Genomic DNA, 26,251 nt, shown 5'->3' with positions numbered 1-26,251 from the left:
GACGCGACCCTAACGAGCCCGAAAGCACGTGTCATCACACTATCGGTATCGGACGAAAGACCTAGTCGCCGCAATCCTCGCAGGTGCCGCGCACCTCGATGACCGGACGCTTGGCCTTGAAACCCGCGCCCGCGGCCGCCTCGCGCACCCCGCCCGAGATGACGTCATCATCGAGGTGGGTCGCCTTGCCGCAATCGTCGCAGATGAGGAAGATGCAGTCGTGCAGGCAGCCCGGATGCTCATTGGCGACATAGGCGTTGGCACTCTCGACCCGCGCGGCGAGATTGGCGTTCACGAACAGATCGAGGATGCGATAGACGCTGTTGGCAGCAACCCGCTTGCCCCGCGCCTGCCCTACCTTTTCGGCGATGTCATAGGCGGATGCCGGCTGGTCGAAGGTCGCGAGCGCATCGAACACCGCGGCGCGCATGTCGGTCCATTGCTCGCCCTGCCCAATCATCTGGTCGCGCGCCGCGACCTTGAGGTCGGCGCCCTGATGATGATGGTGATGATGTTCGTGCTGCTCGGCCATGACCTTGTTATAGGAGCGCCGCGCGCCCCAGACAAGCGATCCGCCTAGTCGCGCGCCATCTGGTTGAGGCGGTGGCCAAGCGCGAGAATGCCGACGCCGACCATGGTCGCGACCAGTTCGCTGCCGTCATGCGGCAGCGTGAGCGCCCCGCCCATCGCGCCAAGGCCGAGACCGCCCACCGCGCTCGGCATCATATAGCCATGTTCGGTGATGCCGCGCCCCAGCGAAAAAGCGCCGAGGATCATCGCCACGCCGAGGCCGATCTCGTGGACGAGTTCGCTGCCCAAGAGCCCGCCCGCGCTCGCCAGCGTCGCGACGAATACGGCGGTCGCGAGACAGTGCACGAGACAAAGACCCGACAGGCCGATGGCCAGCCGATCGAGGCTCGTGGGTTGGCGAAGCATCGCGTTCATGCGCCTGCATATAGGCCTCAAAGGTTAAAGTGACAATATCACATTCCATCGAAAATGTTCTTTTCGACGATTTTTCCTAAGCCCTTGGTTCCCCTTCCCTCTTTCGCCGTTTCGCGGCATAGCGCCGCGCCATGAACATGGATCGTCCCGTTGCCGCGCCGCTGGGCGCCACTGCTCGCCCCATCGCCATTGCCCATTGGCTGTTGGCCGTGGCGGGCCTCGTCTTCCTCATGGTCGTCGTCGGCGGCATCACAAGGCTGACCGAAAGCGGGCTGTCGATCACCCGCTGGGACCTCGTCACCGGCACGCTCCCGCCCCTGTCGCAAGCCGCGTGGGAGACGCAATTCGCGCTCTATCAGGCGACGCCCGAATATATCGAGATCAACGGCCCTGCGGGCATGACGCTCGAAAGCTACAAGTTCATCTATTTCTGGGAGTGGTTCCACCGCCTGCTCGGGCGCCTCGTCGGCCTCGCCTTCGCCGTGCCGCTCGCCTGGTTCTGGATCCGCCGCGCCATCCCGCAAGGCTATAGGCCGCGCCTCCTCGCGCTGCTCGCGTTGGGCGCAAGCCAGGGCGCGCTCGGATGGTTCATGGTGCAGTCGGGGCTCGCCGACCGCACCGACGTGTCGCATTTCCGCCTCTCGGCGCACCTCCTCACCGCGCTGTTCATCCTTGCCGGGCTCGTCTGGACCGCGCTCGATCTCAGGCAGCTCGCCAAGGGCAACGCCCGCCCCGCCCGGCTCGTCGGCCTGTCGATCGGCGTCATCACGATCCTCTTCGTCCAGCTGCTGCTCGGCGCGTGGGTGGCGGGGCTCGATGCGGGGTACATCACCACCGAATGGCCGCTGATGAACGATGCGTTCGTGCCCGCCGGGATCGACTGGGCGATGGGGCCCCTCTACACGCTCACGCACGACCCCTTCCTGCTGCATTTCCTCCACCGCTGGTGGGCATGGGTCGCGGTCGCCGCGCTGGTCGTGCTGGCGCGCCGCGTAAAGCCCGTCGACCGCCGCGCTTCGATCGCCATCCATTCGGCTCTGGGCGTGCAGATCCTGCTCGGCATCGCCACCGTGATGAGCGGCATGAACATCACGCTGGCCGTCCTGCACCAGGCCGTCGGCGCGCTCCTCGTCGCCGCGACCGCCTGGGGCACCCATATCATCGGGAGAGCCAAATGACGGACGATCAGGCTGCCAGCGTCTACATCGTCTGCGGCTCGGCCGAAGAGGCCGAAACCATCGCCACCGCGCTGGTCGAGGAACGGCTCGCCGCCTGCTGCAACATCCTTGGCCCCGCCACCTCCATCTATCGCTGGCAAGGCAAGGTCGAGCGCGCCACCGAAGTGCCGATGATCGCCAAGAGCGTGCAGGGCCAGGTCGGCGCGCTCGTCGATCGCGTCCGCAAGCTGCACAGCTACGACAATCCGGCGATCACCGTCTGGCCGATCACCGGCCTGCCCGGCGACTATCACGACTGGATCCTCGCCAACGTCGGCCCGAAAAAGCGCGGCTGAGAACGGGACCTGTCGAATGGCGGTATCATATTACCCGCCAGCAACCGCCCGGATTGCTTGACTTTCTCGCGTCTCGACGTCATTAGCGCGCCCAACGGCATGGGTTCGTCCCGTGCCTTTCGTCTTTTTCAACGGGAGATCAGGCCATGAAGGCGCTGATGAAGACCACCAAGCCGGCCAAGCCGGCCGAGGTCGAAAAGAAATGGCACATCATCGATGCTGAAAATCTGGTCGTCGGCCGTCTCGCCGCGATCATCGCCAACCACATCCGTGGCAAGCATAAGCCGAGCTTCACGCCGCACGTCGATTGCGGCGACCATGTCGTCGTCATCAATGCCGACAAGGTCCGCTTCACCTCGGACAAGGCGAACACCAAGGTCTACTACAAGCACACCGGCTATGCCGGCGGCATCAAGTCGACCACGCCTGCCAAGATCCTCGAGGGCAAGTTCCCCGAGCGCGTGCTTGAGAAGGCCGTGAAGAACATGGTTCCCCGCGGTCCGCTTGGCCGTGCGGTCATGAAGAACCTGCATCTCTACAACGGCACCGAGCATCCGCACGGTGGCCAGAACCCCGAAACGCTCGACGTCGCGTCGATGAGCCGCAAGAACAAGGTGGGTGCGTAATGGCTGACGAAAAGAAGGGTCTCGAGGACCTCAAGGAACTGACCGGCGCGCAGACTGCCGGCACCACCAAGGAAGACACCGTCACCGCTCCCGAAGCGACCGACGGCGACACCGCTGCCGCTCCCGAAGCGCCGGCCCAGCCGGAAGCCCCGCTGCGCGAGCAGGAACTCGACCAGTATGGCCGCGCCTATGCGACCGGCCGTCGTAAGGACGCCGTTGCGCGCGTCTGGGTCAAGCCGGGTTCGGGCAAGATCACCATCAACGGCCGCGACCAGTCGGTCTATTTCGCGCGTCCGACGCAGCGTCTCGTCATCAACCAGCCGTTCGGCATCACCGATCGTGCCGGCCAGTATGACGTGATCGCCACCGTCAAGGGCGGCGGCCTGTCGGGCCAGGCCGGCGCGGTGCTCCACGGCATCGCCCAGGCGCTGACCAAGTATGAGCCGGCGCTGCGCACCACCATCAAGCGCGCGGGCTTCCTGACCCGCGACAGCCGTGTGGTCGAGCGTAAGAAGTACGGCCGTGCGAAGGCACGTCGTTCGTTCCAGTTCTCGAAGCGCTAAGCGTTCACCGAACTGCACGAGCAGAAAAATTGGGGCGGTGCCGCAAGGCGCCGCCCTTTTTCTTTGGTCTTTCCTTCCCCGGAATGTCCGCATAGCCTCGCACCCATGCGGATCCTTGCTACCCTACTCGCCACGATCGTCGCGCCTTGCGCCGCCATCGCCCAGCCCACCCTCCTCGTCCCCGAGCGCGTGTTCGATGGCGAGGCGATGCACGAGGGCTGGCAGGTCCTCGTCGATGGCGAGACGATCCGCGCCGTCGGCCCTGACCTCGATGCGCCTGCCGATGCGCGCACCATCGCGGTGCCGGGCACGCTCCTGCCGGGCCTCATCGACGGGCACAGCCACCTCTTCCTCACTAGTTATGCGCTGACCGACTGGGACGTGCAGGTCGCGCAGGAAAGCGATGCCTATCGCACCGCACGCGCGGTCGGCTATGCCGAGGATGCGCTGATGGCGGGGTTCACCACCTTGCGCGATCTCGGCACCGAGGGCGCCGGCTATGCCGATGTCGGCCTGAAGCGCGCCATCGACGAAGGCCTCGTCCCCGGCCCCCGCCTCCTCATCGCCACGCGCGCGCTGGTCGCCACCGGCGCCTATCCCCCCATCCCCGTCGATCGCGACGGCCATGTCCATGTGGGTGCCGAAGAGGCTGACGGCGAAGAGCTCGTCCGCGCCGTGCGCCGCCAGATGGGCGGCGGTGCCGATGTCATCAAATTCTATGCCGACACCAATTGGCGCCCCGGCGAGGGCAAGGTGCCGAGTTTCTCGCTCGACGAGCTCACCGCCGGGATCGCCACGGCGAAGGAGGGCGGCCGCAACGTCGCCGTCCACGCCCGCATCCCCGCCTCGATGATCCGCGCCGCGCGCGCGGGGGCGGACACGATCGAACATGGCGACATGGGCAATCTCGAAGCCTTTCGCGTCATGGCCGAGGAAGGCACCGCCTATTGCCCGACCGTCTCGGTGATCGACCAGATCACGCGATTCGGCGGCTGGGACGGGAGCGAACCGGCCCCGCCCGTCGTCGCCAACAGCCGCGCCGCCTTTGCCGCCGCCCTCGAGGCGGGCGTCACCATGTGCGTGGGCTCGGACGTCGGCGCCTATCCCTTCGGCCAGAACCATCTCGAGCTCGAACTGATGGTCGCCTACGGGATGGAAGCCGAAGACGTGCTGCGCGCCGCCACCAGCGGCAATGCCGCCATCTTCGACCTCGATGATCGGGGCCGCATCGCCCCCGGCCTGCTCGCCGATCTCATCATTGTCGCGGGCGATCCCTCCGCGCGCATCGAGGCCATCCGCGATGTCCGGCTCGTCATGAAAGGCGGCGAGATCGTCCGTCAGGACTAAAGCGAGCGCGCCGCGCCTTGCGCCTCCGCGGGCAATTCGATCCGTTTCATGCGGCTCGTCTCGCCCGCCACCACCCGCACCGCGCTCTTGGGCAGGCCAAGGGCCTTGGCCAGCGTGACGCACAGCTCCCGGTTCGCCTTGCCGTCCTCGGGCGGCGCGGCGACGCGAACTTCGAGGCGGCGTTCGCCCGCCGCATCCTCGCGCCAGCCGACCACCCCCGGCTTTTTCGCCTTGGGCGTGACCCGCACCGCGATCTGGCATGTCGCTTCCATGACCCTCGCTCTTGCCAGCCGCGCCGCTTTTCGCCAAGCGATGCGCCATGACGAAAGAAGATATGATTGACGGCCTCCTCGAAGAACTCGAGGCCATTTACGAAACCAGCGTTGCCAACCTCCACACCGACCTCGGCGCCTATGCCAAGGACCGCACCAAGCCCGACGAGGGCGCGCGCGCGGAAGGTCGCTTCGCTTATCCCGAACTCAGGATCGACCACGATCCCAAGGGCGAGACGCCCGTGCCGGGTCGCGCCTTCGCGAGGCTTAACATCCCCGGCACCTATACGACGTCGGTCGCCCGCCCCGCGCTGTTCCGCGCCTATTTGAAGGAACAGCTCGTCCATCTCGTGCGCGACTATGACGTGACCGTCTCGGTCGGGCGCAGCCATAGCGAGATCCCCTACCCGTTCGTCCTCGACCAGGCCGACCTCGACCTGTCGGGCATTTCCTCGAACGAATTGTCGCGCTGGTTCCCCTCGACCGAGCTCGAACAGATCGGCGATGAAGTGGCCGACGGCGTGTGGGACTTTTCTCTACACCCGGCGCGTCCGCTCGCCCTGTTCGACGGCCCGCGCACCGACTTCAGCCTCGCGCGCTTGAAGCATTACAGCGGCACCTCGCCCTGGCATTTCCAGCGCTATGTCCTGTTCACCAACTATGTCCGCTACGTCGACGAATTCGTCCGCTTCGCGATCGACGAATTGCGTAAGGAGGGCAGCCGCTACACCGCTTTCTCGGTGCCCGGCGGCTATTACGAGCGCGGCCAGCTCGCCGATGCGGAGGCGCAGATCGCGGCTGGCACGTGGCGTCGCCACCAGATGCCCGCCTATCACCTCATCGCCGAAAATGGCGAAGGGGTGACGCTGGTCAACATCGGCGTCGGCCCGTCGAACGCCAAGACGATCTGCGACCATATCGCGGTGCTGCGGCCCGAGGCGTGGCTGATGATCGGCCATTGCGGCGGTTTGCGCCCGTCGCAGACCATCGGCGACTACGTCCTCGCGCACGCCTATCTGCGCGACGATCATGTGCTCGACGAGATGCTGCCGATCGAGATCCCCATCCCCGCCATCGCCGAGGTACAGACCGCCATGTACCGCGCCGCCCTCGACGTCACCGGGGAGGGCGAGGAAGATTTGAAGAAGCGTCTTCGCACCGGCACCGTCGTCACCACCGACGATCGCAACTGGGAGCTGCGCTACACCTTGTCGGCGATGCGCTTCAACCAGAGCCGCGCGGTCGGGATCGACATGGAATCGGCCACCGTCGCCGCGCAAGGGTATCGTTTCCGCGTCCCCTACGGCACGCTGCTGTGCGTCTCCGACAAGCCCCTGCACGGCGAACTCAAGCTGCCCGGTCAGGCCAACAGCTTTTATGAAAAGGCGATCAGCCAGCATCTGCGCATCGGCATCGAGGCGCTCGATCATCTGCGCGACGAAGGCGACGGGTTGCACAGCCGCAAACTGCGCAGCTTCGACGAACCGCCGCTTCGCTAGATTTTCCTATTCGAGGACGACGAGCTGGTCGGGGCGTCGAACCTCGACCTGCGTCTGGTAATAATATTTGTCGGTCGGCTTGCCGTCGGCGGAGAAGGTAATGCGCGTGCGCATCGCCACCCCGTCGACCTCGATCGCCTTGCCCTTCAGCGTCTCGTGCAACGGCGCGCCATGATCGGCCTCGAGCGCGAGGCGGGCCGGACGGGCGATGCGAACCGACAGGTTGCGCTGGTCGCGATAATCATCGTGGCTGTTGAGATATTCCCAGCCGCCGACCTGCGCGCCCGCCTGCACGGTAAAGCCGAAGCGCCCCGGATAGCCGCGCGGCGCCATGTCGGCGGCCGCCAGCACCGCGGTCGCTGGCGGGATGACCTTCGGACCGGTTCGCGCGCTCTCGACCCCTGCCTGCTGCTGACAGCCGGCAAGCGCCAGCCCTGCCGCCATCATCATCATCGTCACTCGCATCGACGCGCTCCCTCCATGGTCCGAGCCCTGCGAGGCTGCGGGCTCAGCGACGCGGCGTCAAGTCGGTGATGCGCCCCACCGCGGGCACCGCGCGCCCGTCGGCGAGCCAGGCGACCAGCGCGTCGAGGTCATTGCCTCCGCCGGTCACGTCGCGGCCCTGCTTGAAGACCGTATAGCCATCGCCGCCCGCCGCGATGAAATTGTTGGCGGTCACGCGATAGTCGCGCGAGGGATCCACGTCCTCGCCATCGAGCCGCATCCACACGACCCGGTCGCCGGCCGGGCGCGTCATGTCATAGGCAAAGGCGAAATTGCCGCTCGGGATGAGGTGATATTCGCGTGTCTCCCCCTCTGCGGTCATGAACTGCTGTTCGAGAAGCGCCTTCAGCTGCGCGCCCGAGAGCGTCATCGTCATCAGCGTGTTGCCGAACGGCTGGACGGTGAAAATCTGTTCGAAGGTCAGATGGCCATTCACCCCAGGCACCAGCGCCGCGCGCACCCCGCCGCCGTTGATGAAGGCGATGTCCGCCCCGCCCCGCCCCTGCGCTCGCGTCGAGGCAAGCTGCGCATCGGCGATGAGATTGGCGACCGGGCTCTCATAATCGTCGGGATGGTCGGGCGCGGGGCCCGAGAGCCGCCCGACGACGAGATCCATCTGCTCGCGCGCCGCGCCGACCGTGCGAGCGACCAGCGCCTCGACCGCGGGATCGGGGTTGAAGAGCGGCAAACGCGGGTCGGGCGCGATCGTCTCGCCGTCCCGCCCCACAAAGGCCTCGCCCTGCACCACCACATTGTCGGCGCGCTTGGCGACCAGTTCCTCGCCGACGAATTCCAGCCGGATGTCGGTGAAGAAAGCACCATAGCGCCCCGCGCTGGTCAGCAGCCGCTCGCCCTCTCCGCCCGCCATCGGCAAGGTGCAGGTGTAGGAAAAATGCGTATGCCCCGAGACGACCACGCTGATCGCCGGATCGAGCTTCTCGACGATCGGCAGCACGTCGCCCGACAGGCCCGCACATCCCTTGTCGTCCCAGCGCTCGACCCCGCGCGCGCCCTGGTGGATCAGAAGGACGATCGTGTCGGCCCCTTCCGCGATCAGCCGCGGCACCAGCGCATTGGCGGCCTCCGCCTCGTCGGTAAAGACGAGCCCGTCGACGAGGTTGGGCGCGACCAGCCCGGGCACATCGACCAGCGGAAGGCCGATCACGCCGACCTGCACCGCGCCGAAATCCTTCACGAAGGCGTCGGGCAAGAGATTGGTCCCGTCGGGCAGGAATACATTGGCCGCCATGTAGGTGAAATCGGCGCCGTCGAAGCTGCCGTCCAGAGCGCAGGGCGCGCGGTCGGTGAATTGGTCGCAGCCGCCGTTCTGGATGCGCAGCAGTTCGGGCACGCCCTTGTCGAACTCGTGATTGCCAAGTGCCGAATATTCGAGCCCCATCAGGTCCAGCGCTTCGATTGTCGGCTCGTCGAGAAACAACGCGCTTGCCAGCGGGGTGGCGCCAATGAGGTCGCCCGCCGCCACCGTCATGCTCGCCCCGGTGCGATACTGCTTCAAGGCACCTGCCAGCATTGCCGCGCCGCCCGCGGGCACGGTCGCCACGCTGCCGTCCGCCATCGTCACGGACACCGCTTCCTCGGGCGCCTCCAGTCGTCCGTGCAGATCGTTCAAGGCCAGCAATTGCACCTCGGTCACGACCGGCCCCGTTTCTATCGGCGGGGTGGAAGAACAGGCGGCCACCGCGAGGGCCAGCAGCGAAACGGAAACGAGGCGCATCGTGAAAACTCCTTTGCGTTCGCTGGCTAGCCGCGACTAGGGACAATGTCATGACCGAAAAAGAATTGATCGCCCTCGCCCGTTCTGCCGCCTTGAAGGCCTATGCACCCTACTCGGGTTTCTCGGTCGGCTGTGCGATCGAGAGCGTGGATGGCCATATCGTCACCGGCGCCAACATGGAAAACGCCTGCTATCGCCTCGGCTTGTGCGCCGAGCAATCCGCGCTGACCACTGCGCAGCATGCCTTCGGGCTCGACAAGGTGAAGCGCATCGCGGTCGCGGGCGGTGACGGCTCGGGCGACGCCTTGCAGGGCGCGGCCCCCGTTACGCCGTGCGGCGGCTGCCGCCAGGCGATCCTCGAGGCCGCACATCTCTCGGGCCGCGATATCGAGATCCTCGCCGCCTCGGGCGATGGCGAGGCCATGGAACGCCTCACCATCGAGGCGATCCTCCCCCACGGATTCGGGCCCAAGAACCTCGAAGACGGCGCCTGAAGCCCAACCGCATCGGCTTCGGGTCGGATGGCTAACGCGCCCTCCACCCTTTTTGAACATCAGCCGTTATGGACGGTGCGCATAATGGATCTGACTGCCACTGGTGCAGGAGGACCAAAGGGCCTTCCCGCGCGTTGCCAAGGGCAACGATTGAATCGCTTCGAAGTCGAGCGGAAGGCACCATGACCCAGACCATCAGCGTGCTGAGCGTTCAGCTCGGCATCTTCATCTTCCTCGCGCTCAAATGTTGTGCGCTCTACGCGGCCATGCGACGCGAGAGCTCGCTCGGCTGGCTGACCGGCGCCCTGCTCTTTTGCGCGGCGCTCGCGCTCGCGCTCGAAGCTATGCCGACCAGCCGTTGGGAAGTCTCGGCGGCGATCATCGCCATGCCCTGCGCCATCTTCTGCATCAGCCAGGCGGTGCGCTTGGTGACCGGCAGCCAGGATCGCCACCCGAAATTCTGGGCCGCCATCGCGGGCCTCAGCATGCTCGCCACCCTCCTCCTGTTCCTCGGTGCGCCCTACCTCTACGTCGCCGTGTTCCTGAAAGGCCTGTTGGGAGTTGCGACGCTCGAGCCCGCCTATCGCCTCGCCACCAATCGGGAACGCAACGTCCTCGATTATCCGCTGGTCGGCCTTCTGGGCGGCATCGCGCTGGTCTTCTTTGCGCGCATCCCCTGGTGGCTTTCCAACTTCGATGCGAGCACCGACATCGGCGTCTTCATCTCCAGCAACATGGAAACGCGCGCGCTGCTGGCGACCGGGCTCCTCGCCAGTGCGATCGTGCTCCTGCTCATCACGCGCGGGTTGAGCCAGCTCATTGGCGAACTTCGCTTCCGCATGGCGCGCGATCCCGACACCGGCCTCTACAATCGCGAGGCATTTCGCGAACAGGTCGCGCTCGCGAGGGGGCGTGGCGGGGTCGTCGCCTTTTGCGACATCGATCATTTCAAGCAGGTCAACGACCGCTTCGGCCATGCCAGCGGCGACAAGGCGATCGCCGCCTTCGCCGCCATCCTGCGCGACGCCGCCCCCGTCGCCGGGCGCATGGGCGGCGATGAATTCGCGCTCTATCTGCCCGGGCTCGACCTCGATAAGGCGCAGAGCCGGATCGACCAGGCACGTCGTCGCTTCGCCGCGGTGCGGATCGAGGGCATGGACAAGCTTGCATCACTGACCGCCAGTTTCGGCCTTGCGCCCCACCGTCGCGGCGACCTCCTCGCCGATACGCTGCAGCGTGCCGACGGCGCGCTCTATGCCGCCAAGTCGAGGGGTCGCAATTGCACGGTCGTCGCGGGTAGCGACCAGGACACTGCCCCGCGCGACGTCCCGCGCATCGCCATCGCCTGAACCAAGGAGCCGCCGCCATGCCCAACCTCGCCCTCATCACCGGTGCCTCCTCGGGCATCGGCAAGGAATTCGCCCGGCTCCACGCGGCCAAGGGCGGCGATCTCGCCATCACCGCGCGGCGCGAGGACGAACTGACCGCGCTCAAGCAGGAGCTGGAAAGCGGTCACGGAATCAGCGTCCATGTCTTCGCGCACGACCTGTCGGGTCACGCGCAGGCCAAGGCGCTGTACGAAAAAATCACGAGCGCCGGCCTCACCCCCGACATCCTCATCAACAATGCGGGCTTTGGCGGGGGCGGCAACCATCTCGCCCGCGACCTGTCGACCGAGATGGATATGATCGATCTCAACATCAAAGCGCTCGTCACGCTAACCTGGCTGGTCGCCAAGGACATGGTGACGCGCGGCTCGGGCAAGATCCTCAACGTCGGCTCGACCGCAGGCTTCGTGCCGGGCCCCGGCCAGGCCGTCTATTTCGCGACCAAGGCCTTCGTGAACAGCTACAGCCAGGCGCTCGCCCACGAACTCCACGGCACCGGCGTCACCGTCACCGCGCTCGCGCCGGGCTATGTCGAGATCGAATTCGCCGACCGCGCCGACCTTCGCGACACGCAGATGGTCAAACAGGGCGGCGCCTCGCCGCTCTCGGTGGCTCAGCATGGCTATGACGCGATGATGAAGGGCGAGCTCATTACCATCAACGAGAAGAAGCTTTCGATCCTTTTGAAGCGCATCACGCCCTTCGTGCCCCGCCGCACCCTCCTCAAGATGGTCGCGGCGGGTCAGAAGAAACGCAGCTAGTCGGCGCGGCGCGCTTCTACGAGCGCCCGCTCGAGCAATTCATCGCGCCCCGCCGCGATCCCCTCGGCGGTGGGATAGACGAGCACGTCGGGCTGGATGCCGACACGCTGCAGCTGGCGGCCGTCGGGGTGGCGGACGTCATGCGCGGTGAAACGCACCACCAGCCCGCCCGGCAGGCGGATCTTGCTGACATCGCCATTGGCCCCGTTGGTGGGGCTTCCGACGACCACGGCCTCGGGCCGCGCCGCCTTGATGAACATGATCGTATGTTCGGCCTGGCTGATCGCGCGAGCGTTGGTGATGACCACCACCTTGCCGTCGTATCGCGGCGCATCCCCGCGCGGCGGCACGCGCTGTTCGAACGCCGACCAGTGCGACAGCGGCGCCCCCGGCCCCTTGTACATCGGTCGCCGGAACAGCGCCGCGACCGCCTCGTCGGTCGCCTCGCTCGCCAGGCGCGGCGCCACGACCCACGCCGTGCCGGCGGGATAGCCGCGCATGTCGAGGATCAGCGCCTCGCTCGCTGCCGCCGCCTCGAACATCGCCGCCACCTCGCCGCGCGTCAGCCGATCGAGGTCGGCATAATAAACCTTCTCGTCGATCGCGCGGTGGGTGGGCGTGTCGTCGGGCGCCATCTGGAGCGCCTCGCGGGCCGTATCGCGCACGAGGCTGAGGCTGATCGTCCGACCGTCACGCTCGAATTCGACCTGCGTCTCGCTGCCCTCGCTCCCGCCAAGAAGCGTCACGGAATTGCGCAGGCACGCGGCATCGCGGGTCGAGGAAGAGGCCAGCCGCGCCATCCGTGCGGAGGCCTCGGCAATCGGCTCGCCGTCGATCGACAGGAGGCGATCGCCGACCGCGACCTGCCCCTCAAGCGCCGGATCGACCACGCGCGACACGAAATAGTCGCAGTCCGACGCCACCAGCGCGAAACCGGGCTGGTGCGTCAGCGCGCGCGCATAGACGTTGGTCATGCCCTCGAAGCGGACATGGCTGTCGTCGATCTCGGCGATCAGGCGCTGTACCGCCCAGTCATAGTCCTCGCGCGTCGCCGCCTCGACAAAGGCGGGCAGATGCCGTCCTAGCGCCTCGGTCCAGTCCTCGTCGTTGAGCGCGTCATAGGGATTGAAATATTCGATCGTTCCCCACAGCCGCAGCAGCGCGGTGAGCCGCGCGCCGAGCCCCGGCAGCGTCTCGTGATCCTCCCAATCCACCTCTTCGGCGGGCACGAGCGGCACGGGGGCGATGTCGGATGCGCCGCATGCGGGCAGCGTCCCACCCGCCCGATGCGCCTTCAGTGCCGCGATCAGCTGTGCCTCGTCGATATCGGCGGGTAAGCAGGCCTTCGGTCTCACTTTCTCGCCTGCGACCCGCGCAGACGCAGTCGGCACGGCAATGTCATAATCTTCCGTGCGCGACAGTCCCGCGCCGTCATAGGGACCGACCTGGACGATGGTCGCGATGCCCGCCGCCTGCGCGCCCGCGAAGACGGTCGACACGTCCGCCGACGCGGCATTGACCAGCACCGTCGCATGGAAGCTTTCAACGCTGCCATCGGGGGCGCTCGCCGGTGCGACTTCGGGTTCGACATAGCCGACGACATAGCCGCCGCTGCTCATTCCCACGTCGGGGACCCAGCCCTCATAGAAACGCTGGCGCTGGTGCACCGCGGGCAGTCCCGTCGCGCTGGTCGGCGCGAGCCGGTCGCTCACCACATAGGCCAGCACCAGTTCGGCCTGCCGCGCCGCGCGGGGATCGGCCATACCTCGACAATCGAACACCACATCCTCGGAGAAGGCCCGCGCATAGAGGTCGGCGAGCGTATGGTCAGGATCGAAGGCGTCGGGGCCGAGCTGCGCGCAGTCGACGATGAGGAGATCATCGCGCAGCGCGACCGGCGCGTCGACGAGCCGAGCCGCAAAACTGTCGCCCAGCGCCACGCCCCCGCCCGACAGCTCGGCATAGCGCAGCGCCATCGCCTCGGCTTCTTCTTCGCTGGTCGAGGCGAGGATGCGCGGTGCCAGCGCGGCAAACGCTGCCTCCGCTTGCCGCCCCGTCGCACGCTCGCCCTCAACATGGAACAGCCGGACGTCATTGGCGAAGCGGATGAACCGCTCGGTGCGCTTATATTGCGCTTCGCTGGGAGCAGGGGGAACGGGCTGGAGCGCGAAAGCAAGCGCAGCGAGCGAGACGAACATAGATCCTCCACGTCATGGACAGGCGCGAAGGATTGGGCGGACCGGGCAGTGAAGGCGAAGTCACTTTCGACAAGCGACCGCATGCGCCGATCAAGCGCCGCCGGGGATGTGTCCTTTAGGCAAAAATCGCGATATTCTGCCGTCCGGTCGCAAGCAGCCGCCCATCCTCGCTCCACAGTTTCATGTCCTGCGTGGTCATGCCCTCGCCGCTATGCTCTGCCTCGGCGAGGAGCAGGTGCCAGCCATCGACGTCCACGGGCTTTGCGACGAGATCGAGATGCCAGGTCACGCTCGACAGGGGCGCCAGCGCGGGAAAGCGCGTGATCGCAGCAGGCGGCGGTGCATCGGCGAGCGCGAGCAACGCCGAGACCGGGTCGCCCCCCGGTGCCTCGCGAAATTTCGCCCAGGTCGCCATCATCGGCGCGCCTCCCGACAATCCCTGCGACCCGCCGCCGAGGCGCATGTCGAAATTGGCGGTGAATCCCGGCGCGCGGTCGTTGCCCTGGCCGAACAACGGACCCGACGTCGCGGGCGATCGCACGTCGGGCAAAGCTGGCGGATCGACCTGCACGACGCTGTCACGCCGTGCGCCAAAGACGAAGCTCGCGCGCAGCACCGGCCCGTCATCGCTCACCGCTTCCACCGCCACCATGGTCGTCGACCGCCCCTGTCGCAGGATGCCGGGGAGGAAATGCACCCGCCCCGCCGCCGGCCCGACGAACACGCATTGCGCGCTCCTCAATGGCGGCAGGTCGTCGAAATAGCGCCGCGCCGCCTCGTGCGCGAGCGCCAGCGTCATTCCGCCATAGAGCGTACGCCCCTGCGCCCAGGCCTCAGGCGCGGTGATGGTAAAACGGTCGCCGTCGCGGACGAGCGCATCGAACACCTCGCCGAGCCTCATTCGGCCACGTCGGTGAAGAAGCGTCGCATTGCGGCGCGGTAGGCACGGGGAATATCGGCGGCATGGGTGGCGTCAGGCACATCGATGGCGTGGACCGTCCATGGCGTGTTCTCGGCCTCGCTCCAATGCCCCATCCAGCGCCGGGCATAAGCGCGAAAGGGCGGATGGTCGCCATCGGCGCTGGTCATGGCGAGGTGGAGGTCCGCGCGCGTCGCCGTAGCCGGCTCGTCCAACCATTTGTCGCCATCGGGCGCGGTCGAGGGGTTGCTGGCGATCCGAGCCCAGAAGAAATCGGGCGTCGTGAACGCATCGAAGAGGACGTAGTTGGCCCCGCGCGAATTGCCGAGCAGGATACGGCGCTCGGGGTCGCTTCGATATCGCGACTCGATCAGCGGCGCGACCTCCTCGTGAAGGAAACGCTGGAACAGCGGCGCCTGCCCGCCCTCGGGATTGTCCGGGATGGCGGTGGTGGTGAAATCGAGGCCACGATGATTGCCTTCGCCGAAAGTGCCATAAGCGATGCCGACGATGATCGCCTCGGGCAGCTTGTCCTCGTAATGGAGCAGCAGATGCGCGGGCGCGAGCATCGGGAAGGTGGCATCGCCATCGAGCAGGTAGACGGTGGGATAGGTCTCCTCGCCCCCCGCATATCCCTCCGGCAGCCGCACATAGACATGATAAGAGCGCCCCGTCGCCTCACTCTCCACATGATGATAGCCGCCCTGGAGCGCCGCCAGATGGTTGGGCGGCGGCGCTTCTTGCGCCGCGGCGGGCATCGCAAGGGCAAGGGATAGTGCAAGCATGGCAGGCATGGGCATCTCCGCGAGGTTCGCCACTTTCATAAGGCGATGCGATGCGCGCTGGCCAGCCTCAGCGCTTCTTCACGAACTCGGCGCGAAGGACGAGGCCCTTGATGCCCGGATATTTGCAGTCGATTTCCTGCGCGTCGCCGGTCAGGCGGATCGAGGGGATGAGCGTGCCGCGCTTGAGTGTATGGCCCGCCCCCTTAACCTCGAGATCCTTGGCCAGCGTCACGGCATCGCCGTCCGCCAGCACATTGCCGACCGCGTCGCGCACCACCACCGCATCCTCGTCGGACGCAGCCGTGGCGGCGGCGCGTGTCGCTTCCTTTTCGGCCAGTTCCGAGGCGGGCATCCAGTCGCCCGTCACCTCGTCATAGACCCATTCGTCATCGCTCACTTGAGCTTGATCTCCGCCAGGCGCTGCTGGAGGTAGTCGTCTGCGGTGATCGGCGGGTTCTTCGGCTCCTCGCCCTCGGGCACGCAGCTGGGAAGCGCTTCGATCATGAAGTCCGAACGGAAATGCAGGAAGAAGGGCATGGAATAGCGCGCATTGCTCGCGCGCTCCGGCGCCGGATTGATCACGCGGTGCTGGGTCGAAGGCAGATAGCCGTTGGTCAGCCGGTCGAGCATGTCGCCGATATTGATCGCCAGCTCGCCCTCCTTGGGCTTCACGTCGAGCCATTCGCCCTCCTTGGTAAGGAGCTGGAGACCCGCTTCCTCGGCCCCCAAGAGCAGCGTGATGGCGTTGATGTCGCCATGTGCACCGGCGCGGATATGCTCGCCCGGCTGGGCGGGGATCGGCGGGTAATGCAGCATGCGCATCACGCTGTTGCCGTCACGAATAGCGTCGACCAGATAGTCTTCCTCGATATCGAGGAAACGCGCGACGGCGCGCAGCAGGCGCTCGCCCGCCTTGTCGAACTCGGCATAGAGCTTCTTGAAGGTCGTCTCGAAGCTGGCGATTTCCTCGGGCCAGACATTGTCGGCCATATGGTCGCGGAAACGATGCCCCTCGGGCAGGTCGCGCCCGACGTGATAGAATTCCTTGAGGTCGTAGGCCTTGGCACCCTTGGCGGTCTCGATGCCGAACGGCGTATAGCCGCGCGCCCCGCCGCCGCCGGCGATGTGATATTTCTTCTTCACATCCTCGGGCAGCGCGAAGAAGGCCGCCGCCTTTTCATGCGCCTCGTCGATGAGGTCCTGCGGGATGCCATGGTCGCGCACGATGGCGAAACCATAGTCGACAAAGCTGTTGCCGAGGTCGCGGGCGAGCGTATCGGGATCGTCCTTCAAGCTGACGGTCGCGACGCTTTCACTGGTAATGGTCTTGGTCATGCGAGGCCCTTTAGCCCTCAATGCCTTACGGTTCAATTGACGCGCGTCAAAGCGAGAGCAACAGCCCCGCAAGCGCCGCGCTCATCAGGTTGGCGAGCGAACCGGCGGCCAGCGCGCGCAGGCCCAGCTTGGCGATCACCGGACGCTGGTTGGGCGCGAGCCCGCCCGTCACCGCCATCTGGATCGCGATCGACGAGAAGTTCGCGAAACCGCACAGCGCGAAGGTGACGATCGCCACGGTGCGCTGCGACAGCCCTTCGAGCGCGCCCAGATCGATGAAGGCGACGAATTCGTTCAAGACGACCTTGGTGCCGAACAGGCCGCCTGCAACATTGGCTTCCTCCCACGGCACGCCGATCAGATACATGATCGGCTGGAAGATGAAGCCGACGATCTTCTGGAAGGTGAGGTCTTCCAACCCAAACCAGCCGCCGACACCGCCCAGGATGCCGTTGGCCAGCGCGACCAGAGCGACGAAGCTCAGCACCATCGCGGCGACCGCGACGGCGAGCTTCACGCCCGTCTGCGCACCCATGGCGGCGGCCATGATGATGTTGGCGGGCTTTTCCTCCCCGTCATGCGCATCGACCTCTTCGACATGGTCGTTCAGTGCCGCCGCCGCGCCGCCCTTGGGGCTGCGGCCCTGTTCGGCCAGTTCGGCGTCGTCGCCAACCGGTGCAACCACCTTGGGGTCGGGCATGATGATCTTGGCCATGAGGATACCGCCGGGCGCGCTCATGAAGGCGGCCGCCAGCAGGAATTCGATGTCGATGCCCATCGCCGCATAGGCGGCGAGGATCGTGCCCGCGACGCCTGCCATGCCGACCGACATGATGGTGAAGATCTTCTGCGGCGGCAGCGCGGCGAGATAGGGCTTCACCACCAGCGGGCTTTCCGACTGGCCGACGAAGATGTTGGCCGCCGCGGCAAGGCTTTCGACCTTGGAGATGCCGGTGATCTTCTGGAGCGCGCCGCCGACCCATTTGATAATCAGCTGCATCACGCCGAGATAATAGAGGATCGAGATGAGCGCGGCGAAGAAGATGATCACGGGCAGCGCCGCGATGGCGAAGCTGTTGCCGCCGATCTCGGGGCTGGCGATGGGGCCGAAGATGAACTGGGTGCCCGCCGCCGAATAGCCGAGCAGCGAGGACACCCCGCCCGCCATCCATTCGAGGATCCGTGCGCCCCAATCGGTCGCCAGCACGAGGGCGGCGATCCCTGCCTGCAAGGCGAAAGCCGCGCCCACGACGCGCAGGCGAATGGCTTTCTTGTCGTTCGACAGGAGAAAGGCGAGAAGGAGGATCAGCGCGATCCCCGCGAAGCTCATGAGTACCTGCACTGTATCGCCCTCCCCCGGCGTTATCTTCTTACCAGACCATGCCTTGTTGGCGGGCCTTGGACGCTTCGTCCAGCTTTTCGATGGCCTCGACCGGGTCGTGCGCCATCAACAGCTGCTGGCGGCGATCCGCCGACATGAAGCCCTCGTCCGCGACGCGGTCGCAGAAGCTGGCGAAGCCGTCCCAGAAACCATTGACGTTCAAGAGGCAGAAGGGCTTGGCGTGATAGCCCAGCGCGTTCCACGTCCAGGCTTCCATCAGTTCGTCCATCGTCCCGATGCCGCCCGGCAGGCAGACGAAGGCATCGGTCAATTCGGTCATCTTGGCCTTGCGCTCGTGCATGCCCGGCACGGGATGCAGTTCGGTGAGGCCCGGATGCGCGACCTCGACGTCGATGAGGCTCTGCGGGATGACCCCATAGACCTTGCCCCCCGCCTCGAGGACGGTGTCGGCGACGATGCCCATCAGCCCCAGCTTGCCGCCGCCATAGACGAGATCGATGCCCCGTTCGGCCATCGCGCTGGCGAGCTTTACGGCCATCTCGGCATAGGCAGGGTTCGCCCCCGCCTGGTGCCCGCAGTAGATGGCGATGCGTCCGATGTCGCTCTTGCTCACAGGCTCGTCAGCTCCTTCAGGTCGGCCTCGGGCCGCGCGCCATAATGGCTGATCACCTCGGCGGCGCAAATGGCGCCCGTCTCGAGGCATTTCTCGAGCGGCTTATCCTTCGTATAGGCGGCGAGGAAGCCCGCCGCGAACAGGTCGCCCGCGCCGGTGGTATCGACCACCTCGGCGACCGGCACCGCGGGCACAATCACCCGCTTGCCGTCGTGATTGGCGCTCGCGCCCGCCGCGCCGTGCGTGACGACCGCCGTCTTCACCTTGGTCGCCAGTGCCATTTCCGCCGCGAGCACATCGTCATGCCCGGTCAGCAGCCTGGCCTCATGATCGTTGCAGAACAGGAGGTCGATGCCGCCTTCCTCGATCAAACGGGTGAAACGGTCGCGCCGCTCGGAGATGATGACGCTTTCCGACAGGGTGAAAGCAGTCTCATTGCCCGCCCCATGCGCCATCTTTCGCGCTTCCATCATCGCCGCGCGCGGCTTGTCGGGGCCGAAAAGATAGCCTTCGAGATAGAGGATGCGACTGGCCTTCACGAGTTCTTCGCTCACCGCAGAGGCCACCAGTTCGTGGCTCGCGCCCGGCGCGGTGTTCATCGTGCGCTGCCCATCGGGCGTCACGAGAATGAGGCAGCGCCCGGTCGGGCAATCGGCATTGGCCTCCAGCGCAGGCGTGTCGAAATGCACGCCCATGGCGGTCAGGTCGTGGCGGAAGACCTTGCCGAACTGGTCGTCGGCGACCTGCCCGATGAAGGCGACCTTGCCGCCAAGACCTGCAACGCCCGCCATCGAATTGGCTGCCGAGCCACCCGAATGCTCCTCGGCCACGCCCATCGAGGCATAGAGATGGTCGGCCTTGAGCGGGGTCAGCAGCTGCATCGAGCCCACCGGCAGGCAATGCTGCTGGAGAAACTCGGGCGTCGCGGGGGCGATCACATCGACGATCGCATCGCCCATGGCGACAATATCGAAACGGGTCTCGGGCATCTGGTCTTCTAAGCTGCTGATAACGGGGCCGGGCGCCGCCATGAGGCGCGCCTCTTGGATTGGCGCTCGCCTAATGGCGCAGGCGTTAAGCGTCAATGAAAAGCCTTTTCTTTGTCGCCAAAAATGGGCAGCAACACGGGCCATGACCGAAACGACTTCGCGCCCCGCGCCCACCGCCATTCCCCTGTCGCTCTTCGCCTTCGCCGTCTTCTATGGCGGCATGGTCTGTATCGCCGGCGTCTTCGCCAACAAGCAGGTCGAGCTGTTCCCGCTCCCCGGCGTCGGCACCCTGGCGGTCGAGGCGGGCATCTTCGCTTTCCTCATGCTGGTGGTCACCTCTTCGGCGGTGACCGAGATGTTCGGCGCCACTGCTGGCCGCCGCATGGTGCTGTTCGGCTTCGTACCGCTCATCATCTCCTCGCTTCTCACGGTCATCATCCTGGCGCTCCCCGCAGCGCCCGAAATGGACGGCGAGCGCCTCAGCGCCTTCAACCTCCTCCTCTCCTCGACCCCGCGCATCTGGCTCGGCGGCATTCTCGCCTACGGCATCTCGACGCTGCTCAACGTGTGGCTGTTCGACAAGCTGCGCCGCCCCGGCGGTCGCCTCCTGTGGCTGCGCTCTTCGGTCGCGGGGATGATCAGCCAGGCCTTGGACACGCTCATCTTCGTCTCGGTCGCCTTCTACGGTGTCTTCCCGATCGCCAATCTGATGATCGGCCAGATGCTCGCCAAGGTCGTCCTCTCGGCCGTCCTCTTCCCGCCGCTCATCTACGCGATGGTCGCCATCGGCCGCCGCCTCGATGCGCCGAGGCCCGAAGTCGCCGCCTGAGGCAACTTCCGCCTAGGGTCGAAGGTTCGCCCCATCATGAACATCAAATTCGAAGAAGACGGGGGCCGCGGCCGCTGGCACGCGACCCCCGAAGGTGTGAGCGAAGAGGCCGAAATGACCTTCAGCCGCACCAATGCCGAGCTCATCATGATCGACCACACCTTCGTGCCCCCGTCGGCGCGCGGGCAGGGCATCGCGGGCAAGCTTGCACAGGCTGCCGTGACGAAGAGCCGGGCCGAAGGATGGAAGATCATCCCCGTCTGCCCCTACATGAAGGCCGAGGCCGAGAAGCATTCGGACTGGGACGACGTCATCAAGGCCTAGCTGGCCTGACTGGGCCTAGCGCACCAGCGCGAAGGTTAATCCGAGATAGACGCTCTCGCCGATATCGCCCGCGACGGCGGGCGCATAGCCGTCGCGCTCGGGTTCGGGCGGCGGCGGCGGCGGCGGCGGCGGCCCGACCCGGCTTCCCGTTATCATGATGGCATCGCGATTGGTCGACGGGCCGGTCTGGATGTCGACCAGCGTCGCGCGTGAAAAGCCCCACAGCCGCGCATATTCCGCCGCTTCCGCCTTGGCCCGCGCGACCGCGCGTCGCCGCGCCTCGGCACGCAGGCCCAGCCGGTCGTCATAATCGAAATAGGGCCCCGACACGTTGTTCGCGCCTGCCGCCGTCGCGCGGTCGATCATGCGGAGCACGTCGATCGTCAGCGGCGCCTCGACTTCGACCGACGAAGACGCCTGAAACCCCAGGTCGAGCTGCTTCTGATTGACGCGGTCATATTCGGTCCAGCGCCCGAGGTTGATCGAGCGCGTGTCGATATCCTTGGCCTCGGCCCCGCTCGCGACCAGCGCCTCGCGAATGCGCTTGATCGTCTCGGTCGCCTCGCTCATCGCGACCGCCGCGCTCTCGTTGCGGGTCATCACCCCGAATTGCAGCCGCACGATATCGGCGGGCGCCTCGACCGTTTCCTGGACGCTGAGCGACAGGAGCGGCGTCTGCATCGCCTGTTGAAGGTCGGCTTCGATCACCTGCGCAGCAGCAGGCGTGGAAAGCGCGGTGGCAATCGCCAGCGCGGCAAGAAAGTGACGCATCGAAAGGCTCCTTTGAAACAAGACGCTACCGAAACGATACGCCTGTCTCAGAGCGCGAGTTCCCACGTCTCCCATTGCGCCAGATGTCGCCCGCCCTGCGAAGCGTAAAAGGCCTTGGCAGGGTCGTTGTCGGCGAGCACCAGCCAGCGCACGCGCCCCGCGCCCTCGCCTACAGCTTCGGCGCGCACCGCGGCAAACAGCGCCGCCCCCGCACCCGAGCCGCGTGCCTCGGGCGCGACGAACATCTCCTTCAGCACGCGCACGGGCCTGAGATCGAAGGTCCAGTCGATCCGATGCGTCACCGCCACCCCCACCGGCACGCTGTCCAGCCGGGCGACATGGGCGGTGAAGCGCCGCGCCTTGCCATGGCCGAAGCGTTCTAGGTCGGCCGCGGTCACCGCGAAGTCGTCGAGATAATGCTCGAACGCGGCGAGCCCACGCATCAGCGCCAGCACCGCCCCCTCCTCCCCGCGCCGCATGGGCGAGACATGAAGGCTCAAAACAGCCCCTCCGCATGGCGATCGGCAAGAAAGCCGTCCACGTCGGGTGTCTCGCGCATCATGTGGCGCACCCACGCCTGCCGCTCATGCTCGACCAGCCGCAATTCCCAGACACAGCCGACGAGGCTGCTGTCGGCGGGCGCAAAATCGAGCGCGCCCACCTCGCTTCTCGCCACCAGCCCGCGCAGGATCCCGCCGCCGATCCACCAGCCCGCGAGTAGCCAGTCCGCTTCCTCGCCGCGATGGACAATGACATGGCCGAGCGCGCTCTCGGGCACGGTCCAGACATGCGGGCAAGCGCGGGCATAGCGCGTCACCGCCGCCAGCGCCGCATCGGCGTCGAGCGCGCTACCCGGAGCTTCGATGCCATAAGCCTTGAAGCGCGAGGCGCCCAGCGCCAGCACGCCGAAGTCGCGATAGGTGCGCGGCGCATAAACCTCATGCCCGCCGTCGCGATGCGCGATCAGCTCGGCCACCGGCCGCTTCGCCTCGATCGCAGCATCGAACATGCTGGTGGCGGCGGCGAACTTGTCGCGGCAGCCCGGGTTGCAAAAGCCCACCACCTGCCCGCGATAATCGGTCAGGCTGCCCGCATCGACGGGATTGCCTGACCAGGGGCAGTTCTCGTTGATCGCGCCGCTCATGCCGCCGCCTCCGCCGCGCCGGTCTCGAGCGCGAATCCCTCGTCGATCCAGCCGGTGATCCCGCCCGGCATCACCTTGACCGGGCGCCCCAGCCCCGCCAGCCGCACCGCCGCTCGCGCTGCGCCGTTGCAATGCGGCCCCGCGCAATAGACGACGTAGAGCGTGCCCTCGGGATCATCGCGCAGCTTGGACCCGACGATCTTGCCGTGCATCAGGTGGCGCGCGCCCGGCACATGACCCTCGGCAAAGGCATCCGGCCCGCGCACGTCGAGCAGCACGAAGCCCGGATCGTCCGACTGCATCGCCTGATGCACGTCCCAGCAATCGGTTTCGAAGGCAAAGCTCTTCTCGAAATGCGCCAGCGCTTCGGCACTGGGCGCGGGGGGAACGGCGGTCACGGCATTGGTCATGATGATTGCTCCTTTACGGTGTCACCATCGTCTTGACCGCACCGCCGCGCTGCGGCAATTGGCACGAATGTCAAAGACCCTGCGGATCGTGCCAACTCACCATCGCGACCCCCTCAAGGTCGCGACCCTCGTCGGCGACGGGCTCGCCATCTTCGAATATGCGATGGCCGCCGAGATCTTCTGTCGCGAACGTCCCGGCATCACCCGATGGTACGATCATGTCACCGTCGCCGAGACCGCCGAACCGCTGTCCACCATCGCGGGTGCCGCGCTGGTCCCCGAAGCCGGGCTCGATGCCCTCGACGATGCCGGCACCATCGTCATCCCCGGCTGGTCGACCGGCGCGCCCGCCCCCAGCCCAGCGCTCGCCGCCGCGCTCTCCCGCGCCGCCGCCGAGGGCGCGCGTTTCGTCTCCATCTGCTCGGGCGCCTTCCTGCTGGCAGAACTCGGCCTGCTCGACGGCAAGCGCGCGACCACCCACTGGGTCTATGCCGACGCCTTTCGCGCCCGCTACCCGCGCGTCGCGCTGGACCCCGACATCCTCTTCGCCGACGAAGGCGCGATCCTTACCTCGGCGGGCTCGGCGGCGGGCATCGACTGCCTGCTCCACCTCGTCGCGCGCGATTTCGGCCACGATGTCGCCAACAAGGTCGCCCAGCGCCTCGTCGTCGCCCCGCATCGCGACGGCGGGCAGCGCCAGTTCATCCCCACCCCCCTGCCGCCCGCGCCCCATGCCCGCATCGCCCCGCTGCTCGACGCCATGCGTGCCGCCCCGGCCAGCGACTGGAATGTGGAGACCATGGCGCGCGCCTGCGCGATGAGCCGCCGCACCTTCATCCGCCGCTTCACGGAGGCGACCGGCGAGACCCCCGGTGCCTGGCTCGCTCATCTGCGTCTGTCCGCCGCCCGCCATGCTTTGGAGGCTACCGACGCCTCGATCGAGCGGGTCGCGACCGAGGCGGGCTATGGCAGCCTGTCCGCCATGCAGGCGCAATTCAAGAAAGTCCTCGGCCTCTCGCCCAGCGCCTATCGCCGCCGCTTCGGCGCCCGGTCCGACAGCGCTGCCTGAGGCGCCGCTTGCCACCGTCCGCGCCGCCTGCCAACACTTCGAGGGCCGAAGATCGGGGGGCGCATGGATCGCGATGCACTGGAAGACTATAGGCCCGGCCTGACGCTGCGGTTCGGCATCACCGGCCACCGACCGCCGCGCCTCGCCAACGACCAGCACGACCGTATCCATGCCCAGTGCGCCGAGATCTTCGCCCTCGCGCGCGGCGCGATGGATGCGCTGGCCGCCAGCGAGACACGGCTGTTCGCGGCGCGCGATCCCGCCATCAAGCTCGTCTCCAGCCTCGCCGAGGGCGCCGATGTCATTGCCGCCGAGGCCGCGCTCGCCAGCGGCGCGCAACTGGTCGCCTGCCTGCCCTTGCCACGCGACACCTATGCCCGCGACTTCAGTGCCGAGGCATGGGCCCGCACCGAGGCGCTGATCGAGCAATCGGGCGCGGTCCTCACGCTCGACCCCAATGGCCATGGTGCCGAGGCGTCCTACGAGGCCGCGGGGCGCATCGTGCTCGCGCAATGCGACATCCTCATCGCCATCTGGGACGGCGAGGCGGCGGCGGGGCGCGGCGGCACCACCCAGATTGTCGCCGAGGCGGTCGCCATGCACCAGCCCGTCATCCATATCGATGCGCGCGGCGAGCGCCCGGCCGAATTGTTGTGGAGCGGCCTGCACGAAGCCATTCCCGACCGCCCCTCGCTCGACGGCGTGCGCCGCACCGACATGCGCCGTGGTATCGGCCCGCTCGTTCATGCGCTCTGCGCCCCGCCGTCGGCGCCCGAGGAACGCGCCGAGCTCGATCGCTTCATCCTCGGCGGCGACCGGCGTCCGCGCCGCGCCACGGGCTGGCCGCTCCTGATGCGGCTGACCGGCGCCAAATCGTGGACCGGCTTCGCCGCCCGCGCGCCGTCGAGCGCGGAGTGCGCCGGCGCCTTCGCGGCCCACACTCGTCCCTTCGCCGAGGACGGCGCCTTCGGGGTGCGTCTCGACGGGGGCATCCGCACCCGCTTCGGGCGGGCGGATTCACTCGCCAGCGACTATGCCCAGCGCTTCCGCTCCTCCTTCGTGACCAATTTCGCCATGGCCGGGCTTGCCGTCTTCCTCGCGCTCGCCGGCCTGCTCTTTCCCGAGGGCAAGAAGCTGCTCATCAGTATCGAGCTACTCGTCATCCTGCTGATCATCGCCAACACCCGCGGCGCCAACCGCCAGAACCTTCACAAATGCTGGCTCGACCATCGCCACCTCGCCGAGCGGCTGCGCCTCCTGTCCATGTCGGCGCCCCTGGGCCGTCTAGCCCTGCGCGACGCCGACGACGGCACCCGCCATCCCGACTGGGTCGGCTGGTATGTGCGCGCCAGCGCCCGCGAACTGGGTCTCGTGCGCGCCGAGATCGATCATGCCTATCTCGAAAAGGTGCGCGGCGTGCTGCTCGCCACCATCGCCGAACAGCGCGCCTACCACCACGCCAACGCCCATGCGATGCAGCACAGCAACCACGTCCTGCACCGCGCCGGCGATGCGCTGTTCGCGGGCACGATCCTCGCCTGCGCCCTCTACCTCATCCTCTCCTTTGCCATCGGCAAGGTGCCCGATGCGGGGGCGTTCAGCTCGACCGGCCTCGTCACCTTCGTCACCGCGCTCTTCCCCGCGCTCGCCGCCGCGCTCTACGGCATCCGCATGCAGGGCGATTTCGCGGGCAATGCCGAGCGCTCGGCCGCCATCGCGCGCCAGCTCGAGCATCTCGAACATTCGCTCGGCGCCGACCAGCCGCGCTTCGAGCGACTGTCCGAACGCGCCCGCCGCCTCGGCGAGATCATGCTCGCCGACGTCGGCCAGTGGCGGCTTCATTACGAGAGCCGCCCGCTGACGCTGCCGGGCTAGC

Annotated in this window: 30 protein-coding genes; 13 read left to right on the top strand and 17 right to left on the bottom strand. The window is 66.9% G+C overall.

Features of this window, described 5'->3' with window-relative positions; translation table 11 throughout:
* Positions 1-61 precede the first annotated feature (61 nt).
* Together NUW51_RS02065 and NUW51_RS02060 are read right to left on the bottom strand one after the other, a co-directional pair.
* A complete protein-coding gene (locus tag NUW51_RS02065) occupies positions 62-532 on the bottom strand; it encodes a Fur family transcriptional regulator (protein WP_265562296.1) in 471 nt (156 codons plus the stop codon).
* Between the two features lie 44 nt (positions 533-576).
* Positions 577-945, bottom strand: a complete 369-nt coding sequence (locus NUW51_RS02060) for a MerC domain-containing protein (RefSeq protein ID WP_265562295.1) — start codon at positions 943-945, stop codon at positions 577-579.
* A gap of 137 nt (positions 946-1,082) precedes the next feature.
* On the opposite strand from NUW51_RS02060, the gene NUW51_RS02055 reads away from it, so the two are divergent.
* From NUW51_RS02055 to NUW51_RS02035, 5 genes are all read left to right on the top strand, one after another.
* Complete coding sequence (locus NUW51_RS02055) at positions 1,083-2,123, top strand: COX15/CtaA family protein (protein WP_265587905.1); 1,041 nt, start codon at positions 1,083-1,085, stop codon at positions 2,121-2,123.
* Complete coding sequence (cutA, locus tag NUW51_RS02050; RefSeq protein WP_265562294.1) at positions 2,120-2,458, top strand: divalent-cation tolerance protein CutA; 339 nt, start codon at positions 2,120-2,122, stop codon at positions 2,456-2,458. Before NUW51_RS02055 ends, cutA begins: the two co-directional genes overlap by 4 nt.
* Before the next feature lie 146 nt (positions 2,459-2,604).
* Positions 2,605-3,084, top strand: a complete 480-nt coding sequence (gene rplM / locus NUW51_RS02045; RefSeq protein ID WP_265562293.1) for a 50S ribosomal protein L13 — start codon at positions 2,605-2,607, stop codon at positions 3,082-3,084.
* Positions 3,084-3,647, top strand: a complete 564-nt coding sequence (rpsI, locus tag NUW51_RS02040; protein WP_265562292.1) for a 30S ribosomal protein S9 — start codon at positions 3,084-3,086, stop codon at positions 3,645-3,647. The genes rplM and rpsI overlap by 1 nt, the downstream gene beginning before the upstream one ends.
* 105 nt (positions 3,648-3,752) lie before the next feature.
* Positions 3,753-4,994, top strand: a complete 1,242-nt coding sequence (locus NUW51_RS02035) for an amidohydrolase family protein (RefSeq protein WP_265562291.1) — start codon at positions 3,753-3,755, stop codon at positions 4,992-4,994.
* Here NUW51_RS02035 and NUW51_RS02030 read toward each other — a convergent pair.
* The gene (locus tag NUW51_RS02030) at positions 4,991-5,266 is read right to left on the bottom strand and encodes a DUF167 domain-containing protein (RefSeq protein ID WP_265562290.1); all 276 of its coding nucleotides are present in this window, start codon (positions 5,264-5,266) and stop codon (positions 4,991-4,993) included. The two genes, NUW51_RS02035 and NUW51_RS02030, sit on opposite strands and share 4 nt — an antisense overlap.
* 47 nt (positions 5,267-5,313) lie before the next feature.
* Between NUW51_RS02030 and NUW51_RS02025 the strand changes: the two genes are divergently transcribed.
* Positions 5,314-6,765, top strand: a complete 1,452-nt coding sequence (locus NUW51_RS02025) for an AMP nucleosidase (protein ID WP_265562289.1) — start codon at positions 5,314-5,316, stop codon at positions 6,763-6,765.
* A 6-nt stretch (positions 6,766-6,771) separates the two neighbouring features.
* On the opposite strand, the gene NUW51_RS02020 is transcribed toward NUW51_RS02025, so the two are convergent.
* Both NUW51_RS02020 and NUW51_RS02015 read right to left on the bottom strand, forming a co-directional pair.
* The gene (locus tag NUW51_RS02020; protein WP_265562288.1) at positions 6,772-7,230 is read right to left on the bottom strand and encodes a hypothetical protein; all 459 of its coding nucleotides are present in this window, start codon (positions 7,228-7,230) and stop codon (positions 6,772-6,774) included.
* A gap of 43 nt (positions 7,231-7,273) precedes the next feature.
* Positions 7,274-9,004, bottom strand: a complete 1,731-nt coding sequence (locus tag NUW51_RS02015) for a bifunctional metallophosphatase/5'-nucleotidase (protein WP_265562287.1) — start codon at positions 9,002-9,004, stop codon at positions 7,274-7,276.
* Positions 9,005-9,054: 50 nt separating this feature from the next.
* On the opposite strand from NUW51_RS02015, the gene NUW51_RS02010 reads away from it, so the two are divergent.
* The 3 genes from NUW51_RS02010 to NUW51_RS02000 all read left to right on the top strand — a co-directional run bounded on the left by NUW51_RS02010 (position 9,055) and on the right by NUW51_RS02000 (position 11,647).
* Positions 9,055-9,498, top strand: a complete 444-nt coding sequence (locus tag NUW51_RS02010) for a cytidine deaminase (RefSeq protein ID WP_265562286.1) — start codon at positions 9,055-9,057, stop codon at positions 9,496-9,498.
* 182 nt (positions 9,499-9,680) lie between these two features.
* Entirely contained in the window at positions 9,681-10,847 is a 1,167-nt protein-coding gene (locus NUW51_RS02005; protein WP_265562284.1) for a GGDEF domain-containing protein, read from the top strand.
* Between the two features lie 17 nt (positions 10,848-10,864).
* A complete protein-coding gene (locus NUW51_RS02000) occupies positions 10,865-11,647 on the top strand; it encodes an SDR family NAD(P)-dependent oxidoreductase (RefSeq protein WP_265562282.1) in 783 nt (260 codons plus the stop codon).
* On the opposite strand, the gene NUW51_RS01995 is transcribed toward NUW51_RS02000, so the two are convergent.
* The 8 genes from NUW51_RS01995 to NUW51_RS01960 all read right to left on the bottom strand — a co-directional run bounded on the left by NUW51_RS01995 (position 11,644) and on the right by NUW51_RS01960 (position 19,828).
* A complete protein-coding gene (locus tag NUW51_RS01995) occupies positions 11,644-13,845 on the bottom strand; it encodes a S41 family peptidase (protein WP_265562280.1) in 2,202 nt (733 codons plus the stop codon). The two genes, NUW51_RS02000 and NUW51_RS01995, sit on opposite strands and share 4 nt — an antisense overlap.
* Positions 13,846-13,960: 115 nt before the next feature.
* A complete protein-coding gene (locus NUW51_RS01990) occupies positions 13,961-14,746 on the bottom strand; it encodes an acyl-CoA thioesterase (RefSeq protein ID WP_265562277.1) in 786 nt (261 codons plus the stop codon).
* Positions 14,743-15,558 (bottom strand): alpha/beta hydrolase, encoded by an 816-nt coding sequence (locus NUW51_RS01985; RefSeq protein WP_265562276.1) that lies wholly within the window; start codon positions 15,556-15,558, stop codon positions 14,743-14,745. The genes NUW51_RS01990 and NUW51_RS01985 overlap by 4 nt, the downstream gene beginning before the upstream one ends.
* Positions 15,559-15,616: 58 nt before the next feature.
* Entirely contained in the window at positions 15,617-15,946 is a 330-nt protein-coding gene (locus NUW51_RS01980) for an alkylphosphonate utilization protein (protein WP_265562274.1), read from the bottom strand.
* Positions 15,943-16,884, bottom strand: a complete 942-nt coding sequence (locus tag NUW51_RS01975; RefSeq protein ID WP_265562272.1) for an isopenicillin N synthase family dioxygenase — start codon at positions 16,882-16,884, stop codon at positions 15,943-15,945. The genes NUW51_RS01980 and NUW51_RS01975 overlap by 4 nt, the downstream gene beginning before the upstream one ends.
* A gap of 46 nt (positions 16,885-16,930) precedes the next feature.
* Entirely contained in the window at positions 16,931-18,226 is a 1,296-nt protein-coding gene (locus NUW51_RS01970; protein ID WP_265562270.1) for a NupC/NupG family nucleoside CNT transporter, read from the bottom strand.
* A gap of 28 nt (positions 18,227-18,254) precedes the next feature.
* Positions 18,255-18,839, bottom strand: coding sequence for an LOG family protein (locus tag NUW51_RS01965; protein WP_265562266.1), 585 nt, complete (start codon positions 18,837-18,839; stop codon positions 18,255-18,257).
* Complete coding sequence (locus NUW51_RS01960; RefSeq protein WP_265562264.1) at positions 18,836-19,828, bottom strand: adenosine kinase; 993 nt, start codon at positions 19,826-19,828, stop codon at positions 18,836-18,838. Before NUW51_RS01960 ends, NUW51_RS01965 begins: the two co-directional genes overlap by 4 nt.
* Positions 19,829-19,970: 142 nt before the next feature.
* On the opposite strand from NUW51_RS01960, the gene NUW51_RS01955 reads away from it, so the two are divergent.
* Positions 19,971-20,657 (top strand): queuosine precursor transporter, encoded by a 687-nt coding sequence (locus tag NUW51_RS01955; protein WP_265562262.1) that lies wholly within the window; start codon positions 19,971-19,973, stop codon positions 20,655-20,657.
* Between the two features lie 36 nt (positions 20,658-20,693).
* Positions 20,694-20,981, top strand: coding sequence for a GNAT family N-acetyltransferase (locus tag NUW51_RS01950; protein WP_265562260.1), 288 nt, complete (start codon positions 20,694-20,696; stop codon positions 20,979-20,981).
* Between the two features lie 15 nt (positions 20,982-20,996).
* Here the strand turns inward: NUW51_RS01950 and NUW51_RS01945 are convergent, their stop codons facing one another.
* Genes NUW51_RS01945 through NUW51_RS01930 form a run of 4 tightly spaced genes read right to left on the bottom strand, consistent with a single transcriptional unit; the run spans position 20,997 to position 23,306 of the window.
* Complete coding sequence (locus NUW51_RS01945; protein WP_265562258.1) at positions 20,997-21,752, bottom strand: SIMPL domain-containing protein; 756 nt, start codon at positions 21,750-21,752, stop codon at positions 20,997-20,999.
* A 47-nt stretch (positions 21,753-21,799) separates the two neighbouring features.
* Positions 21,800-22,252 (bottom strand): GNAT family N-acetyltransferase, encoded by a 453-nt coding sequence (locus NUW51_RS01940; protein WP_265562256.1) that lies wholly within the window; start codon positions 22,250-22,252, stop codon positions 21,800-21,802.
* Positions 22,249-22,896 carry a hypothetical protein gene (locus NUW51_RS01935; protein ID WP_265562254.1) on the bottom strand — a complete coding sequence of 216 codons (648 nt, stop codon included), beginning with the start codon at positions 22,894-22,896 and terminating at the stop codon, positions 22,249-22,251. Before NUW51_RS01935 ends, NUW51_RS01940 begins: the two co-directional genes overlap by 4 nt.
* Positions 22,893-23,306, bottom strand: a complete 414-nt coding sequence (locus NUW51_RS01930; RefSeq protein WP_265562253.1) for a rhodanese-like domain-containing protein — start codon at positions 23,304-23,306, stop codon at positions 22,893-22,895. Before NUW51_RS01930 ends, NUW51_RS01935 begins: the two co-directional genes overlap by 4 nt.
* A gap of 67 nt (positions 23,307-23,373) precedes the next feature.
* Here NUW51_RS01930 and NUW51_RS01925 point away from each other — a divergent pair, with 67 nt between their 5' ends.
* Together NUW51_RS01925 and NUW51_RS01920 are read left to right on the top strand one after the other, a co-directional pair.
* Complete coding sequence (locus NUW51_RS01925; protein ID WP_265562251.1) at positions 23,374-24,375, top strand: helix-turn-helix domain-containing protein; 1,002 nt, start codon at positions 23,374-23,376, stop codon at positions 24,373-24,375.
* A gap of 63 nt (positions 24,376-24,438) precedes the next feature.
* On the top strand, positions 24,439-26,250 hold the full coding sequence (locus NUW51_RS01920) for a hypothetical protein (protein ID WP_265562249.1): 1,812 nt from the start codon (positions 24,439-24,441) through the stop codon (positions 26,248-26,250).
* Position 26,251 lies beyond the last annotated feature (1 nt).

The organism is Sphingomicrobium arenosum, from assembly GCF_026157085.1.
In the GTDB taxonomy this organism is placed as follows: Bacteria; Pseudomonadota; Alphaproteobacteria; order Sphingomonadales; family Sphingomonadaceae; genus Sphingomicrobium; species Sphingomicrobium arenosum.
The sequence above is the reverse complement of the archived record's forward strand: the minus strand, read 5'-3'. Positions and strand labels throughout refer to the sequence as shown.